At 41.9% G+C, this 16812-nt stretch carries 15 protein-coding genes; 2 read left to right on the forward strand and 13 right to left on the reverse strand.

Annotated elements, in window-relative coordinates:
• Nucleotides 1-51 precede the first annotated feature (51 nt).
• The 3 genes from G608_RS0105585 to holA are packed head-to-tail and all read right to left on the reverse strand — an operon-like array spanning nt 52 to nt 2749.
• On the reverse strand, nt 52-1077 hold the full coding sequence (locus G608_RS0105585) for a glycosyltransferase family 2 protein (RefSeq protein WP_026495205.1): 1026 nt from the start codon (nt 1075-1077) through the stop codon (nt 52-54).
• Nucleotides 1078-1103: 26 nt separating this feature from the next.
• Nucleotides 1104-1682 carry a DUF1653 domain-containing protein gene (locus G608_RS0105590; RefSeq protein ID WP_026495206.1) on the reverse strand — a complete coding sequence of 193 codons (579 nt, stop codon included), beginning with the start codon at nt 1680-1682 and terminating at the stop codon, nt 1104-1106.
• A gap of 47 nt (nt 1683-1729) precedes the next feature.
• Complete coding sequence (gene holA, locus G608_RS0105595) at nt 1730-2749, reverse strand: DNA polymerase III subunit delta (RefSeq protein WP_051208890.1); 1020 nt, start codon at nt 2747-2749, stop codon at nt 1730-1732.
• A gap of 70 nt (nt 2750-2819) precedes the next feature.
• Here holA and G608_RS0105600 point away from each other — a divergent pair, with 70 nt between their 5' ends.
• Complete coding sequence (locus tag G608_RS0105600) at nt 2820-3230, forward strand: amino acid-binding protein (RefSeq protein ID WP_026495208.1); 411 nt, start codon at nt 2820-2822, stop codon at nt 3228-3230.
• Nucleotides 3231-3296: 66 nt separating this feature from the next.
• Here G608_RS0105600 and G608_RS0105605 read toward each other — a convergent pair whose 3' ends face one another.
• From G608_RS0105605 to G608_RS0105625, 5 genes are all read right to left on the reverse strand, one after another.
• Complete coding sequence (locus G608_RS0105605) at nt 3297-3611, reverse strand: hypothetical protein (protein WP_026495209.1); 315 nt, start codon at nt 3609-3611, stop codon at nt 3297-3299.
• A gap of 139 nt (nt 3612-3750) precedes the next feature.
• Nucleotides 3751-5841, reverse strand: a complete 2091-nt coding sequence (locus tag G608_RS20045) for a beta-glucosidase (protein ID WP_035794824.1) — start codon at nt 5839-5841, stop codon at nt 3751-3753.
• Between the two features lie 76 nt (nt 5842-5917).
• Complete coding sequence (locus G608_RS0105615; protein ID WP_026495210.1) at nt 5918-7948, reverse strand: beta-galactosidase; 2031 nt, start codon at nt 7946-7948, stop codon at nt 5918-5920.
• A 167-nt stretch (nt 7949-8115) separates the two neighbouring features.
• Complete coding sequence (locus G608_RS0105620; RefSeq protein WP_026495211.1) at nt 8116-8595, reverse strand: GNAT family N-acetyltransferase; 480 nt, start codon at nt 8593-8595, stop codon at nt 8116-8118.
• 214 nt (nt 8596-8809) lie between these two features.
• Complete coding sequence (locus G608_RS0105625; protein ID WP_026495212.1) at nt 8810-10687, reverse strand: leucine-rich repeat domain-containing protein; 1878 nt, start codon at nt 10685-10687, stop codon at nt 8810-8812.
• Between the two features lie 180 nt (nt 10688-10867).
• Here G608_RS0105625 and G608_RS23545 point away from each other — a divergent pair, with 180 nt between their 5' ends.
• Complete coding sequence (locus G608_RS23545) at nt 10868-11032, forward strand: hypothetical protein (RefSeq protein WP_196810143.1); 165 nt, start codon at nt 10868-10870, stop codon at nt 11030-11032.
• On the opposite strand, the gene G608_RS22260 is transcribed toward G608_RS23545, so the two are convergent.
• The 5 genes from G608_RS22260 to G608_RS0105650 all read right to left on the reverse strand — a co-directional run bounded on the left by G608_RS22260 (nt 11020) and on the right by G608_RS0105650 (nt 16724).
• Complete coding sequence (locus G608_RS22260) at nt 11020-12717, reverse strand: leucine-rich repeat protein (RefSeq protein ID WP_026495213.1); 1698 nt, start codon at nt 12715-12717, stop codon at nt 11020-11022. The genes G608_RS23545 and G608_RS22260 overlap by 13 nt on opposite strands.
• Before the next feature lie 284 nt (nt 12718-13001).
• Nucleotides 13002-13784 (reverse strand): ABC transporter ATP-binding protein, encoded by a 783-nt coding sequence (locus G608_RS0105635; protein ID WP_026495214.1) that lies wholly within the window; start codon nt 13782-13784, stop codon nt 13002-13004.
• Nucleotides 13785-13795: 11 nt separating this feature from the next.
• On the reverse strand, nt 13796-14800 hold the full coding sequence (locus G608_RS0105640; protein ID WP_026495215.1) for a FecCD family ABC transporter permease: 1005 nt from the start codon (nt 14798-14800) through the stop codon (nt 13796-13798).
• Nucleotides 14797-15786: a FecCD family ABC transporter permease gene (locus G608_RS0105645; RefSeq protein ID WP_026495216.1), complete on the reverse strand. Its 990-nt coding sequence runs from the start codon at nt 15784-15786 to the stop codon at nt 14797-14799. Before G608_RS0105645 ends, G608_RS0105640 begins: the two co-directional genes overlap by 4 nt.
• Entirely contained in the window at nt 15783-16724 is a 942-nt protein-coding gene (locus tag G608_RS0105650) for an ABC transporter substrate-binding protein (protein WP_026495217.1), read from the reverse strand. The genes G608_RS0105645 and G608_RS0105650 overlap by 4 nt, the downstream gene beginning before the upstream one ends.
• Nucleotides 16725-16812: the final 88 nt, after the last annotated feature.

Below are 16812 nucleotides of genomic sequence, written 5' to 3' on the forward strand. Positions count from 1 at the left end.
AAAATGCGCCGGCATTCAGTTAAATGATGCCGGCGCTTTCGTATTAATTTTTTAGTTGAAGTTATACAGCCTCTGAGCAAGCTTGTAGCCTGCAAGAGTGATCTTTCTTCCGCCCTTTCCGGGAAGATAAACAAATACACCCTCGATTCTGTATCTGAGCTTGCAATATAAAAGCAGGCTCCTTTTCTTAATGTAGTTCATGAGTTCTTTTCTCTTTTCGAGATTCTCATTTGTTCCGGAAGCAAGCATAAGTATCGTTGAGATAGCTGTAATGATCTCAAGATAATTAAACATGTAATGATGACGCTTCCTGTTGGATTTGATCATTCCGATGTTTTCAACATAATAATCAACCATGAGCTTATTTACGCGGATCTGCTGATCGATTCTTGAGATCATGATCTGCTGATTTACGGACTGGTCTGCTCTTCCGATGTAGTAATAGTAGAAGTTTACATCCAGGTAATACATGGTCTTAACAAAAGGAAGCGGATTGAATACATAGATATTGTCCACGTAGAAGCAGTGCTCCGGAAGCTTAAGTCCGCAGTCCTTAAGAAGCTTTGTTCTGAAAATAACGGAGTGCATAAGAAGATAATGTCCAATGGAAATCCTCTTTACATCATCCCAGGTGAAAAGCTCTTCAATAGGGAACATGTGGTTATATCTCATAACCTTATGTCTCTGCTCACCCTCTTTGTTATATACAAAATTACTGATGAGAAGATCCAGTCTGTCATTACCCCCTACAAATTCCTCAAGGGTTGTAAGGATTTTTCTGTATGCGATCTCCTTTACCCAGTCATCACTGTCAACAACCTTAAAATAGAGTCCCGTAGCATTCTCAAGTCCTGCATTTACAGCTGAACCGTGTCCGCCGTTTGGCTTGTGGATGGCCTTGCAGATAGTCGGATATTTTTCCGCATATTCATCTGCTATTTTAGCTGTATCATCCTTTGAACCATCATCTACTATCAGAATCTCAACGTCCTCTCCTCCAACAAGAAGAGACTCAATGCATTTCCTCATATAATCCTGTGAATTGTAGCAAGGAATTGCAATACTAAGTAACTTCATCTTTCCCCATATCTCCTTATAAAAAATTATCCGCGAAGTCTTGATACTTCGAATCTCTGCTTCGTAAGAAGGCACTCTCTAAGCTCAGCACATCTGTCATCGGGATCATCCCCTGGAATCTCGGTGTCGATCGCCATAGCCATTACATCAATCATCTCATTTGTTACAACGGGTCTTAATAGATTAAGTACCTCAAGTCTTGCGGCACATGTATCCGCATCAAGGAAACGAACCACAAGAGGATTCATACCAAAATCCTCCGCCTCTTCCTCGATGGTGCGATTCATATAATTACTGTTAACACCATCATCAGGAGTAACCACGTTAGACTTTTTCTCTTCCACATGATCCATGGTATCTGCGTTGTCGTCGTGACCAGGTGTAAAAAGTTCAAAACGCATTCTCTGATCTGCGTTGGGATATTTCTCGTGATCCACCTCTGATACAAACTCTGAAAGCGGACGGGAATAAACGGTAAACTCTCCGTACAATGCCTGGTATATTACGTACTCTTCACCTGTATCAGCATCTCTGGCTATGGTTATAACCTGATATTTCCCACCCTTAAAGTGTCTGTACAGTTCCTGTGGTAATGGTTTTCTCATATAAGTATCAGCCCCCTTTGCATTAGCATTATACCATAAAGCGGTCACTATTTTCTCGATGACGCCTTAATGATGATCATCTCTATGCTTATAGTATGATCAAGCTTTCCTGATTTAACTGCTGCATCACTCTCAAGGCACATATCAAGAGAGGCTTTTATATCGTCTCTCGTATAGCCTTTTACCCAGCCTATATATTTTGAAGCGATAAAAGGAGGCAGGGATAAAGCAGATGCTATGGCATTCTGCGGATGTCCCGTCTCCGACATTTCCTTGGTAATAAGAAGCAGATTAAACTGTCTCGATATCAACGCCAGAATCTGCTCGGGAGCCGTCTTTAAAGCGATCAGCTCATAGTAGATATCCATGGCCTTCTTCTGATTCTTTTGCACGATGGCATCCGTCATCTCAAATATCCTGCTGGTGAGCCAGTTTGCACAGATGGCATCTATATCCGCCTCTGTGATTTCATCCTTGTCAATGCAGTAGCAGATAAGCTTCTCCATCTCATTTGCCATATTTGACATATCGGTACCGACGCGATTTATAAAATATGCGATAGCCCTTGGCGAGATTCTTTTTTTCTCTGCGCCAAGCCTTGATACTATCCACTTTCCAAGCATCTGCTCATCGGGCGTATCACAGCTTATATCAAGGCCGATCTTATGGACCGCCTTATACATATCTTTTCTCTTATCAACAGCTGATTCCACAAAAAGAAAAACCGTGGTATCTGAAGGGCTCTTTAGATAGTCGGCAAGCTCAGGGCATCCGACCTTAAAAAAGCCGCTGTTCTCTATAATTATTACTCTTCTCTCTGCGAAAAAAGGAAGAGTCTCCGCCATATCGATTATCTCAAGGGGATTGAGGTTAGCACCTTCGTAGTGCTGCAGATTCATCTTATCTCCGCCGCCAAGCAGCGCTTTAGACAGCTTATCCCTGTTCTGAAGCCTGAGATAACCCTCATCTCCGTAAATCAGATAGCAGGGCTTAAAGCTTCCGTTTGCTATATCTTCATTAATCTGTCTTTGCTTTACGGGATAATCCGTAGTCTTTTTTGCAGCCATACTATAATCCTAATACCCTTGCTTCATTCTTACAACATGTTGTATTATAACATATCGGGAGGGTAAAAAAATGCTGAAACAGGTTTCTATTTATGCTGAAAACAAAAAAGGATGCTTCAAGACAATAACCGGTATCCTCAGAGAAAACGACATTAACATCTTAGGATCCGTTACCAATGACACAGCCGAGTTCGGAATCATTCGTATGGTAGTATCCGATCCTTATCGTTGCGTTGAAGTTCTTAAAGCTGCAGACTTTATCTGCAAGACCACATCGGTTCTTGCTATCGAATGTCCTGATGAAGTCGGTGCTTTTGATAAGATTCTTAACTCTCTTTATGAGAGCAATATCAACGTAAATTATACATATCTGTCATTTAACCGTGAATCCGGTCTTCCTATCATGGTAATGCATACCGATGATGTACACGCAGTAGAGAACATCCTTATCAATAAGGGATATAACTGCATTGGCGAATGATAATAAAATATTCAAAAAATAAATGAAAAAACGCGAGCTCCCCAGCTCGCGTTTTTTCATTTATTTTTAATTTTCATACCCGCTTTTTCCGGCTGCTATAAGTCCGATCGCAAAGATCAAACAAATGGCAACCTCTACACATATAACGAATTTGTCATTCTCGTCCCTCTGGGCTCCAAGCACCTCTGCATCCTCCTCCGTCTCATCAGAAGCAGAAGTGTCCGAGACTGCATCAGGCTGTCCGGCACTGTTTTCATTTTCATATGTATCTTCTGCAATCACCTCCGTATTCGCTGTTGCAGCATACACGTTACAATGCACATTTTCAGCGCCTAGCAGAATCATGACCAGAAGGATCATACCTGCGATAAAGCGTTTCATCTTAATCCACAAGTCCTTTCAAATTCATTTTACTAGAACTATTATATAATATGGTTCACCTTCCGTGACTACGAAAAGTGAACCATTTTGTTCAAAACTCGTACTTGACAAAAATAGAATTTTGGGGTACGAGAATTTTTTATTTTACTTCCTGAAGGTCAAGTGCATTTATTCCCACTGCATATTTCCCTATTCCAGTCTCATCCAGCACAGGGATTTCCACTGTTATAGTAGAATTTGATTTAAGATATGTTTTTTCAAAGCCTACCAGTCTAAAATAAGGCACCTGCTCATCGGGAAGCCTGTATACCTGAATCAGTTCAGATCCGTCAATATCACTTGTATTGGTGAGATTAAGCTTCACCATCTGCCTTCCGCTGTTATAGGAAATATCCGATATCTCAAACTTGGAATAGGACAAACCATAACCGAAGGGGAACTGAACAGGAATGTTTTCCTTGCAGGTATGTCTGTAGCCAATAAAGAAGCCCTCTCTGTAGTGCACAAGCTCCTTGTCACCAAAATCGCCAACTGATATGCCGGAGCAGTCCACCTTCTTGCAATAGAAGGTCTCAGGTAAATGGCCACTGGGTGAGATGTCACCTACTATAACTTCAGCAAGAGCATTTCCTCCCTCCATGCCGTTGTAGTACATGTAAAGAAGTGCCTTGCATTTTGAAAGCCATCTTGTCATATCGACACATCCGCCGCCAATCATGGCTACAACTGTATCCGGTCTCTTTTCCAGAAGCGCTTCCAAAAGTTCATTCTGCTCATAGGGAAGGTCTATGTCTGCTCTGTCAACGCCCTCGGAATCAATGTCATGATTAAGACCGCCCACGAAAATCACGTGATCATAGTCTTCGCATACATCAAGAACTTCCTGACGAAGCTTTTTTCTGTAGGCCTTAAGCTCTGCATCTGCTTTTTCCTTATCCGCCATGTCGCCGCCGGAATTTTGAAGACTTAGAGCCTGCCAGTTGGTGCCGCCTGCTTCCATTTCTACATTTAACGCGCTTGCATAACCCCTCAGATAATCGAATCTTGTACCGCCTCCGACTCTGGCCTTTAATCCCATAAGAGGAGTGATCTCGTAAAGAGCCTTTATCTCTGCGCTACCGCCTGCATTGGAATGGGTGCGGTTTGCGTTTTCGCCAACAACAAGAATCTTTTTATCCTTGATCATTGGTCTGATAAGAGGAAGTGTATTGTCCTCATTTTTCAAAAGAACTACGGACTCCCTTGCTATATCCAGAACATCCGCCCTTGCAGCAAAGCTGTTGTAGGGCGCATCCTTTCTTATAAGTCTGTCCTCATCAAGCATGTTAAGGCGCAGCATCAAAATAAGGATATGGATTACCTTTTCATCGATAAGGGCTTCATCTATCTCGCCATCCTCAATCATCTTCTTTAGAGGATTAGCAAATTTATACTCATCAAAATTATCCCTTACGGACATCTCGCAGTCTATTGCTGCTTCTGCTGCCTTCTTAGTATCCTTAACAGCGCCCCAGTCAGATACAACAAAGCCCTCATAGCCCCATTTTTCACGAAGGGTCTCATTGAGAAGGAACTTACTCTCACTGCAAAGCTCGCCCTTTACTTTGTTGTAGGCGCTCATAACACTGTAGGGATTTGCAGCGTCGATAACGTCCTTAAATACCTTGAGATAAAGGTCATTTAAAACATCATCATCAATCTCTTCATCAACGCCAAGTCTTCCACTCTCCTGATTATTAAGGGCAAAATGCTTAAGACATGCAGCTACGTCCCACTGCTGAATACCCTTTACATACTCAGAAGCAAGCTGTGATGTAAGGAACGGATCCTCACTGTAGTATTCGAAATTTCTTCCGCAAAGAGGCGTCCTCTTTAGGTTAATGCCGGGAGCCAGAATTACATCCTTACCTCTGCCCCTTGCTTCGGAGCCAAGAACACTTCCCGCTCTCTCTGAAAGCTTCCTGTTCCAGGTGGCTGCAATGGCGCTGTTGCAGGGAATATAGGTGACATAGTCATCCGTATTTCCCACGGGTATCCACTGACTTGGCTGAAAATCAGCGCGGACTCCGCATGGGCCATCTGACATTGTAAGGGGAGGAATGCCGAGGCGCTCAACGCCCTTTGTTCTAAAGAGCTCATTGCCGTGGATCATTCCGATCTTTTCATCAAGCGTAAGCTCTTCAAGTATCTCTTCTGCTCTAAAGCGCAGTGTCTGTATGCTGCCCTCCATAAAACTCCAATCTGCTGAACATGCATCAGCTTCAACTACTTCTATATCTTTCCGATATGCACATCCTTAAGCGTAATTACTTCATAATCTTAATGATGTGCACATCCTTAGGCGCGATTTTATGCATGCCCGCGCCAAATTCTATACCGTTAATAATCTCCATTCCTTCGTCATGAAGCTCGTAGATACCCTCCGCATCACCGTGATTCAGGATATAAATAACGGTGGCGGTATCATCCTCTCTGCTTGTAACTTCAACGCCCTCAGATGCATACATAAGTGAATGTACGCCGGAGGCTGCAAGAACATCTGATAAAAATGCTGCCCTGAAGCTCTCATCGGAGGAGGTTGCGATATAATATGCTTTTCCTCTGCCGAATTTATTGCTGGTGACAACAGGCATTCCGTGGTAGAAATCCTCCAGATATCCGTAGTCATCCTTCATCTTTGCGGTCTCAAGATGTAACAGATCGCACAGGATTCTTGCGGGATAACGCTGTCCGTGATAGCTGAAGCTGTTGCACTTATCAGGTCCAAAGGAATCAGTCTCCTCTACCCATATACCAAGAATATCACGAAGCTTTCCGGGATATCCGCCTGTTATAACAAGATCATTTTCCTGAACATAACCGCTGAAAAATCCGGTAACAAAGGTTCCGCCATTTTCCACAAAGTTTTTGATCCTCTCGTCAAGATCACCCTTAACCATATAAAGAACAGGTGCGATAACCACTTTATATTTGCTCAGATCTGTGTCCTGACCGATGATGTCCACGTTGACGTTCATATTTCTTAAGGACTCGTAGTAATCAGCGATCAACTCCCTGTAAGCAAGGTCTTTGCTTGGACCTGCGGAATACTCAACAGCCCACCAGTTATCCCAGTCAAACATGATAGCCACGTCCGAATGAGTCCTCATGCCGATGGTGGCATTGCCGATATCACGAAGCTCTTTTCCGAGAGCTGTTATTTCCCTGAACACTCTGGTGTTCCCGGTTCCAACGTGATCTATTACCGCGCCGTGATATTTCTCGCAAGCACCGATGCTTCTTCTCATCTGGAAAAAGAGAACGCTGTCAGCTCCGTGGGCCATAGCCTGATAGCTCCAAAGTCTCATGACACCGGGCCTCTTAAGGGCATTGTAGGGCTGCCAGTTTGTCACACTGGGAGTCTGCTCCATAAGTGCAAAGGGTGCTCCGTCTCCGCAGCCTCTCATAAGATCATGGCTCATGGCTATTCTTGCAGGTGAATCAGAAGGTCCCGGATAATTATCCCAGGATACAAAATCCATCTCCTTCGCCCACTTCTGATAATCAAGGGGCTTAAAGAATGCCATAAGATTAGTGGTCACATTGGCATCGGGAATGATTTCCTTGATGGCATCTCTCTCAAGCTTGTAGCAATCAAGGATAGCATCCGACATGAATCTCTTGTAGTCGATGGAGATTCCCTGGAAATCCGTGTGTGCTCTTCCCATGAACTCAAACTCCTCGGAGAGCTCATTAGGCGCAACAATCTCATCAAAATCATAGAAGGTATGTCCCCAGAAGGAGGTATTCCACGCCTTGTTCACATCATAGATAGTCTTATATCTGTCGGAAACCCAGTTTCTGAACGCATTCTCACAGTTCTCGCAGTAACACTCACCGCCAAACTCATTTGAGATATGCCACGCTATTATATTTCTCTGGTGCTTGTAATGCTCAGCAAGCTTCATTGCCAGCCTCTGCGCATACTTTTTATAGGTGGGACTTGAAGGGCACGAATTGTGGCGACCGCCGAATTTACGCTTTCTGCCCTTATAATCGACTCTAAGAATATCAGGATGTCTCTTGGCCATCCATGCGGGATGGGCTCCTGTAGACGTAGCCATGATAATATTCATCTCATTTTCAGTGACCAGCTTAACTATCTTATCCAGCCTGTCAAAGTTGTACTCATCCTCTGAAGGCTGCAATGCTGCCCATGAAAAAACGTTCAGCGTAACGGTATCAATCCCGGCCTGCCTGAACAGCTTCATGTCCTCTTCCCAAACATCCTCCGGCCACTGCTCCGGATTGTAGTCACCTCCATAAGGAATCTTCTTTAATTTTTCGTTCCAGCTCATGCCCCCTCCTTGTTTTTTGGTATAGCCTATTTTGTTATATTTTATCACAGCTGCATGGTATTGAGAGGGCATTAAATCCTTAATTTTCAATAAAAACCATTTATTTTGCAGGATTTAACTATTCAGACCTTTGTAGTGAGGAAGCCTTGTCAGTGCAAAGAAGGTTATTACAGTTCCTTTTCATAGCAAAGAAAATCCTGATCGTACATGAAGCATTCCCCCACCACGTTAAAGCCAAAGTGGGAATAGCACGAAATGGCTTTCTTGTTTTCCTTATTTACAAGAAAATGGATGCTTCTGTATCCGCGTTCCTTCAAAGTCTTCATGCCATGTGCTATAAGCTGTCTGCCGATACCCTTGCTCTGAAGTGATGGCGAAACCGCAACTCTCGCAAGCTCCCCACCGGGGAATATACTTTTATCCCAGCAATCAAGACTGTCCACTGCATCATCCTCTTCAAGAGATATTGCAGCTACGACCTTGTCGTTTTCTTTTACTACGAATAAAGCATCTCGGGACAGGTCGAAATCAATGGTCTCATCTGATGGATAATCCTCATCCCAAAAACAAAACTCCCTGCCCTTCTGCTCATTATATAAATCCATTACCTGTTTTCTGTCATTCTCAGTAGCTAATACTATTTCCAAAACTTTTCCCCATTTCAAATTTTTTCTTTTGTCAAAGGTGTATCTAATCAACAAACTTAAATTATCGTGCTCGCTATCATCACTTTTAGACCTTCCTAAATTCACATATGCTTCAATTATAGCCTATGCTTCGCAGTATTTCATAGAAGTTTCCCCAAAAACTACAAAAAAGGACAATCGATACATCGTCGATTGTCCTTTCTTATTCTAATTCTTATTTACCCTTCTTCATTTTGAAGGATGCCTTCTTGGCGCCTTTACTCTTGAACCTAGATACAACCTTGTTGTATTGGCTCTTTTTATTGATGGTGATTGTTATCTTGCACTTTGAGTCGATGCCGCTAAATGCATTTTTGCCGATGGTCTTCAGTGATTTTGCATTTACGTTTATCTTGTTCAGCTTCTTACAGCCCTTAAATGCGTTCTTTCCGATAGTCTTGACATTCGCTCCGATTGTTACGCTCTTAAGATTTTTCATGCTCTTGCAAGCACCGTCAGCGATTGATGTAACCTTGTAGGTTGAATCGCCGATTACTACTGTGTCAGCAATTTTCACTGAAGTAGCTTTCTTACTCTTAGGTGCAACAAACTCTACCGTGTCAGTTCCTGTTACCTTGTACTTGTTGCTCTTGCTGTCTGTAACTGAATCACCAACGTTAAGAGTATCAACAAATGCAAAAGTACTGAAGTTAGTTACTGTGAAAGAAATTGTTCCATCGCTATTAATTCTTGGATGGATCAGATCAAATCCGTCATCTGAGTGATGGAAATGAAGTATGTACATCATAGTAGGATTCATCCCTAAAGGTACAGGCATTGTGATAACTACAGGTACAGCCAGTTTACCATCAGCAGATACCCTTCCGGCATTTGAAATATTCAAATCGAGCTGAACAATGTTCTTGTACAGATTTGTGTTAATGGCCTTCTTGGAACTTTCATTTGTGTTTGAAATATTGAAGGACACATTCTCATTGGCATTGGCATTAAGACCTGCGCCGATGATCGATACTTTGCTGCTGTCTATACCCTTCACTGTGACATTGTTGGAAACAGTAACCTTTGCCTTCGATTTATAGGCATTCTCCATATCAGTAAGTTCATTTCTTGCATCGGAATTTGACTGCAAATTCAAAGCAAGAGCGTCCTTATCAACTGATTTTACAAAGCTGTCAAGAGCAGACTGAGCCTGTGTCGCAGTCTGCGCATTCTTAATATTATTTGTGGCAGATTTAGCATCAGAATTGCCTGCGCCGGGGAATTTTGATCCGGCCCAATATTCAGAAGGCTGGGAGTTTACTCCGTGTGCATATAATTCTATATTCGGGCTGTAGGCAGACACCACAAATCTATACTTTACATCAGCAGAGGTATCACCAATATGATTGGAAAAATCTACAGAACTGCTATTGCCACCGTCCACATACAGTCCAACTGAACCTTTCGGAGAAGATGCACCCGGTTCCAGTACTTGAAGCCAAACCATGTAGGCTGCTGCATTGTCTACTGGATTCCAAAGTGCAACTCCCGGCTTTGTGGTACTCCAACGAGGATTGGTCGGCGTTTCTATACTAATTAAAGGCTTGTTGTAAGTGTATTCTCCGCTTGTACTAATTTTTCCACTTTCAAATTCACTGTCATTATCGTTAACAGCTGCTTTTACTTTAAATGTATAGGTACCGGATTGTTTAAAATCATTAGCTGTATTGATAATAAAGCCATTACCTTTTTTCTTTATGATTGGAGTCTCATACTTCAACTCTCCCAAATTCCATCTGCCACATTGTTCGCCATTGCGATATAACTTGAGAAAATAGTATGCTTCTCCGGTGCCTTTCTCAAAATACGCCCACCCTTTGTTGACGTCATCCCACCTGAGATTCTGAGGATATGATGCATCCTGTCCTCCATCATTTAAAGTCACAGGCATGAGTCTTTTTGCCTCAGGTTTTACGACCTTCGCAGAACCATTCGCATCATACTCATAAACCAGATTATCTGCTGCTTCTACCTGCGGCGCAGGACTAACCCACGTGGTTGTAGCCGCTATGACAAACGCAGCTACTACCCCAAACACTTTTTTCACCTTCATTATTAACCTCCTTGCAATAATTTTCTCTGCGTAAAAACGTTCTTCATTGCCCACTAAAGCAACAATTATGCCAACATTTTAGCACTTGCGATATGTCTTACTTTTACATCAGCATACGCATTTGCTCCCAAGACAGCCATCAAAGTTCATGCAGCGGGAAGCATAACCAATCCTACTCCCATGCAGCCAACTACTGACTATTCGGGAAATTGGAATGAACTCAGAATGGGTCAGCACGATTGCTACAAGGTGACTCTTCCTTCAGATGGAAAATTCACTGTAACTCTTTTGGCACAGAACTCAACAGACATCGTATGCCGCATCAGAAAATCTCACTTTTTATAACTGATCTTTGCTTTTTTATTTGCTCGCTTTAAAGCCTTCTCTAGCTGCTTTGCAATCTTTGTGCCCTTTTTAGCCTTCTTAACTGTCATCTTGGAAAGCTTATTTGCGCCTTTGAAAGCATCTTTATGAACCTTAGTAAGGTTCCTTGCATCTACAGTAAGCTGCGCAACCTTTTTACCGGTAACTGCCTTTTTAGCAATCTCCGTCACGGGATATTCTTTACCTTCAACCTTAACTGTTGCGGGTATTGTAAGCTTCTTCTTGTTTTCTGCAGAAATAATTCGAACAGAAGAACCGTCAGCACTGGCCTGAACAGTTATACCACCTGAAATCTTCGCCTTTGCATTCGGTTTAAGACCTGTTTCTTCTGCCTGCTGTATGTTTACTTTTTCGGAAGCTGCCTGATCACCGTTTCCGGCATTTCCAGACTGAGAGCCATTGCCACTATTACCGGACTGAGAGCCACTCTCCGAACTACCTGACTGAGAACCTCCTTCAGTTTTCTCCGGAAGATCTCCTTCCACTCTGATAGCAGTACCCTTGCCAAGCTCTTTTATTTTACACGACTGATCATTTATGTCACACCAGGAATAGCCTTTGGGTGTCCAAAGTCTAATCAGAGCATCAGATTTATTTATTATCTTTTCAAGATTTTCAGTTCCGTAATTCAATGAAACACTTTTTATGTTTGGGCCTATAATAAGAGTATTTATAATTTCTGAATAGCCCCAATCAAGCTGATAAAACTTAAAATCATCGCCTCCTGTTACAGTCATGCTGCAATCAGCATTGATAACATAAGTACATTCGTCTATTTTTCCAATAAAAGGAGTCGTCTGCTCTACATACCATTTTGTATTGGCAAAAGATTGCTTTTTAGCTTTGTCAGTAAGACTACTAAAAAGTTTATCAGACATCTCAATATTACTTAAAGAGTAGCAATTTCTAAAGCAATTATTACCAAAATACTCAACACTGGCAGGGATAACTATTTCCTGAAGGCTTTGGCAGCCGAAAAATGCATTATCACTGATTTCATAAAGTTCCAGAGGCATCTCCACATCTTTAAGACTTATACAACCACCGAACGTATCATCTTTAATTTTTGAAATTTTCCTGGGAAGTCTGACTTTTTCAAGACTGGTGCATCCATGAAAAATACCACTCGGAACATCGCTTAATGAATATGGTAATATTGCGCTCTTAAGGCTTGTACAACCAGAAAAAGCATAATGCCAAAGAATATTTAAGGAGTCAGGAAAGTTTATTTTTTCAAGACTGGTGCATCCCAAAAATGCAGATATTCCAATATATTTAACAGTCTCCGGTAACTCAACTTCTTTAAGGCTACTACACCTTATAAAGGCACTATGCCCTATTCCCTCAAGGGTGCTTGGCAATTCAACCTCTTCCAAGGCAGTATAATCAGAAAAGCCCTCTATATCTGTAATGCCTTCCCCAATCACAATTTTCTTAATCTGGCTTTTATGAACATTATATTGCCTCTTTTCCTCTACCTTGCCAGTCCCATTTATAACAAGTGTTCCGTCATCATAAAGACTCCAGGTGATATTGTCTTCTGTCAATCCGCAAACAAACTCTGCAGCCTGCACATCCTTTTTTCCAAAGGTCAGTGCAAGCACCATCAAAAATAATGAAAGCCAAACAAATCTCTTCTTATTCATTGTGTAACCCCTTCCTAAAACCTCTTCTATTTCACACCGATGCATCTATTCTCTGTTTAAATCTGAACTGATGCACCAAATACAATTATAATTCATTTTACAACTCATTACTTAAAAATTTAATCGAAGTTAATTTTTCACTTTACATAATCTAACGTATTCTACAGCGATATATTTCACAATTTCATCACATTACTTTAGTCTGCTTTTTATCGATTTCTATAATCATTCCGGCATCATTTTTTCCAATATTATATATTTAAAAAATCTCTGCCATAAAACCTTTACTTAAAATCAATACAAATAGGATAGCCATTTTCACTTTGAACAAGGCAGGCATCGATGCCATAGATAGCATGAAGACATTCTGTAGTAATAACGTCAGCGGGTCTTCCCTGGCAGATTACGCTGCCCTTTTTAAGGCCTATTATGTTGTCCGCAAACTTACAGGCCAGATTCAGCTCATGCAAGACCATGACAATGGTAGTGCCCTTCTCCTCATTAAGCTTTCTAAGGAGTGTGAGGATTTCAAGCTGATATGCCATGTCCAGATATGTGGTTGGCTCATCAAGTAAGATTATATCTGTATCCTGCGCTAAGGTCATGGCGATCCAGGCTCTCTGGCGCTGACCTCCCGACAGGGTGCTGACTCCTCTGTTCTTGTAGTCAGTAAGTTCTGTTTTTTCGATGGCATCTTCAATAATGGAATTGTCTTCCTTGGACATTCCGCACATTGCAGACTGATAAGGATATCTTCCAAAGCCCACCAGCTCTTTTACAGTGATTGAGTCGGGACATTTGGGAGTCTGCGGAAGGATTGCCATTGTCTTTGCCAGATCCTTGTCCTTGTATTTTTTGATACCTTTATTGTTGATGTAGATTTCTCCATCAATCGGCTTAATCATTCTGCCCATGGATTTAAGAAGAGTGGATTTTCCGCATCCATTTGCGCCAATGATGATAGATATCTTCCCCTTGGGGATATCAAGATTCATATCGTTAATAATGAGATTGTTGTCATAACCAACATCCAGATTTTTTACGGATATTGCAATATTGTCTGTCATATATTACACCACTAACTTTCTTTATTTTTCCAAACCAGATACAGGAAATATGGAACACCGATTACTGATACCGTAATTCCGGCAGGCAGTTCTATTGGCGAGAACAAGTTTCTTGAAATGGCATCTGCAAAAATGAGAATTACCACTGCTATCATGGCTGATGCAGGAATAAATGCTTTGTGCCTGTTTCCTAAAAGCTTCTTTGCTATATGCGGAGCAACCAGCCCTAAGAAACCAATGTTTCCTGCAAACGCTGTAGCTGTTCCTGCCATTACTACTGATAAAATCAGAAGCCCTACTCTGGCCTTATCTACATTTAATCCAAGACCTGTACCAACTTCATCATTAAACTGCATCACATCCAGCTTTTTATTATTGTAGATTGCAATGATGAAAGTAATTACTATAATCGGAACAATAACCTTTACATAGGACCAGCCTGAGCCCCACAAAGAACCTGTGGTCCAGGTAAGGATTTTGTTGTATTCATTGTTTCCAAATCTAAATGTTCTAAAGCTGATAAAGGCGTTGATTCCGGCATTTACACCGATACCTGTAAGAAGCATCCTGGTGTTGGAAAAGCCTCCAAAGCATGACAACACATAGATAAAAACTGCTGAAATCACCGCACCTGTTATAGCAAACAGCGGAAGCATGTAAATGGAAAATTCTCCAAGCTCTGTGTAATAAGCTGCTGTCTGGTGCTCTACAAAAAGCACTGCTGCAAGTGCGGCGCCGGAATTGATTCCCATTACACCCGGGTCCGCCAGATCATTTTTAGTGATGGTCTGAAGGATTGCTCCCGATGTAGCAAGGCCCACAGCCACAAATATCGCCATGATGGTACGGGGCAATCTTATTGTCATTATGGCAATTCTTGCCATGTTTTCACCTTTGCCTAAAAACACAGCAAAGATTTCCGATACATTTATCCGATAACTGCCCCAGTACATGGATAGCAGAAACGCTTTAAGACACAACAGAGCCAGAATTATAAATGTCAGTTTCTTTTTCATCCTTTGCTCCTTCCTGCCATGTATAAGAAAAATGGCACGCCCAGCAAGGATGTAAATATTCCTACAGGTATTTCGTAGGGGTCGTAAAGAGTGCGAGCCAGGATATCGGAAAATACCACAAGCACTGAGCCAAGCAAAAAGCTGTAAGGGATGATCTTGCGATAATCTTCACCGATTGTAAGTCTTACTATCTGAGGAACAATAAGACCTACAAATCCAATAGTGCGCCCCACTGCAACTGTCATGGCGCAAAGAGGGATCATCAACAGTAATGTGGAAAATCTGACCTTTTTAGGATTAGCTCCAAGTCCTGTAGCAACATCATCTCCAAGGCTAACTATATTTATTTTGGGTGAAAAAAATATAGCGATCACAAGGGCAATGATGCCTACCACCATTGCAAGTACAGCTTCACTCCAGCCTGCATTTCTGAATCCTCCGCCTACCCAAAAACCAATCATCTGAGACTGATTTGATAAAAGGCCAATGATATTTGTAATGGAGATCAAAAATGTACTAAGAGCAGTTCCGGCTAAAAGTAATCTTGATACTGACATATTTGATGGATTATAAAGTGCAAAAATAATTACCACAAGACCTGTGACAAGTGCTCCTGCCAGGGATGCTCCAAGAGTTCCAAAGAGGGTGGCAGACTTTCCTAAGGCATAAAAAACAGCCACCACCAATGTAGCCCCCTGACTGATTCCAAGGAGGGATGGTTCTGCGATTGGATTTCTGGTAACACCCTGCATCAGGGCTCCGGAGAGTCCAAGGCTGCCTCCAACCATCACTGCTGCAATTGCTCTTGGCAAACGTACATCTCTTATTAACATATCTTCAAGGGAGCCTGAATATCTAAATAGCGCATTTACAATATCATCTATTCCTATATCCATGCTTCCTTTTAAAACAGCAATTAGCACCCCGACTACAAGAGCCGGGATGCCTGCTGATAGAATTACTATTTCTCCAGTAATTTTTTTCATTCTAAATTCCCTAACATATCAGAAATTTCATCAAGCAACAATTCTCTTCCAATGCAGCTATATCCCTGATTGAAGTATGGTGATGAAGGAAGGTCTACGACTTTTCCGTTTACAACCGGATCAAGGCTGTTATAGATAGCATTTGAATCCATGTCTGCCTTATCATCGTCTGTTGCGATAGCAAAGATTACATCTGCTTCGATTGATGCTAATCCTTCGTAGGTGACTACCGGAAGGCTGATGTCATCCTGCTCCGGAAGACCTGCCGGTCTTGCAAGTCCCAGATCCTCATAAAGAACTGAACCGAAGCCTGCACCTGTAAATACGAAGAACTGACCACCACTTGCAAGGAATGAAAGATATGATGTGTCATCGCCAAACTTTTCCTTGATCTGATTTCCTACTTCTGTAGCCTTTGCTTCATAGTTTGACAGCCATGCATCTGCAGCATCTGTCTTACCAAAGATTTCTGCAATTGTGTAAATATCGTCCTTCCAGTTAAGAGCCTCAAGCTGAATCATTACTGTAGGTGCGATCGCTGAAAGCTGATCATAAAGCTTTTCCTGAACTGTTGAAATAATGATCAGGTCAGGGTTAAGATTCATAACATTTTCGATATCCATTGTATCCTGCATGCTATATCCTAAAATCTCAGCACCGGAAAGCTCCTCTTCCAGGTACGCCGGGAACTTTGTGTAGTCGTAAGCATCACTGTTTGCTGTACCAACAACCTTATATCCAAGGATAGAAAGAATATCACTGTTTCCGCTTAAATCTACAATACGCTGCGGATTTGCAGGGATTTCCACCTCACCTCTTACATCTGTAACTGTAACAGTCTCAGCAGAGGCTGCTCTCTTATTGGGCTGTCCACATGCAGTAAGTGTAAGTGCCATAGCAGCTGTAAGCACAAGGCTAATTAACTTATTGATTTTCATATCTAATCTCCTGTAATGTCTATATTTTGTCTATTAAATTGAATAAGTTGCAACTTGCTTTGTTAGCCATATCTAACAAACATTTTCA

The organism is Butyrivibrio sp. WCD3002, assembly GCF_000424265.1.
GTDB lineage: Bacteria > Bacillota > Clostridia > Lachnospirales > Lachnospiraceae > Butyrivibrio.

Coding starts and splice junctions, on each gene's coding strand:
- G608_RS0105585 (WP_026495205.1), bottom strand. CDS start 1,077: ATGAAGTTACTTAGTATTGCAATTCCTTGCTACAATTCACAGGATTAT.
- G608_RS0105590 (WP_026495206.1), bottom strand. CDS start 1,682: ATGAGAAAACCATTACCACAGGAACTGTACAGACACTTTAAGGGTGGG.
- holA (WP_051208890.1), bottom strand. CDS start 2,749: ATGGCTGCAAAAAAGACTACGGATTATCCCGTAAAGCAAAGACAGATT.
- G608_RS0105600 (WP_026495208.1), top strand. CDS start 2,820: ATGCTGAAACAGGTTTCTATTTATGCTGAAAACAAAAAAGGATGCTTC.
- G608_RS0105605 (WP_026495209.1), bottom strand. CDS start 3,611: ATGAAACGCTTTATCGCAGGTATGATCCTTCTGGTCATGATTCTGCTA.
- G608_RS20045 (WP_035794824.1), bottom strand. CDS start 5,841: ATGGAGGGCAGCATACAGACACTGCGCTTTAGAGCAGAAGAGATACTT.
- G608_RS0105615 (WP_026495210.1), bottom strand. CDS start 7,948: ATGAGCTGGAACGAAAAATTAAAGAAGATTCCTTATGGAGGTGACTAC.
- G608_RS0105625 (WP_026495212.1), bottom strand. CDS start 10,687: ATGAAGGTGAAAAAAGTGTTTGGGGTAGTAGCTGCGTTTGTCATAGCG.
- G608_RS23545 (WP_196810143.1), top strand. CDS start 10,868: ATGCAGCCAACTACTGACTATTCGGGAAATTGGAATGAACTCAGAATG.
- G608_RS22260 (WP_026495213.1), bottom strand. CDS start 12,717: ATGAATAAGAAGAGATTTGTTTGGCTTTCATTATTTTTGATGGTGCTT.
- G608_RS0105635 (WP_026495214.1), bottom strand. CDS start 13,784: ATGACAGACAATATTGCAATATCCGTAAAAAATCTGGATGTTGGTTAT.
- G608_RS0105640 (WP_026495215.1), bottom strand. CDS start 14,800: ATGAAAAAGAAACTGACATTTATAATTCTGGCTCTGTTGTGTCTTAAA.
- G608_RS0105645 (WP_026495216.1), bottom strand. CDS start 15,786: ATGAAAAAAATTACTGGAGAAATAGTAATTCTATCAGCAGGCATCCCG.
- G608_RS0105650 (WP_026495217.1), bottom strand. CDS start 16,724: ATGAAAATCAATAAGTTAATTAGCCTTGTGCTTACAGCTGCTATGGCA.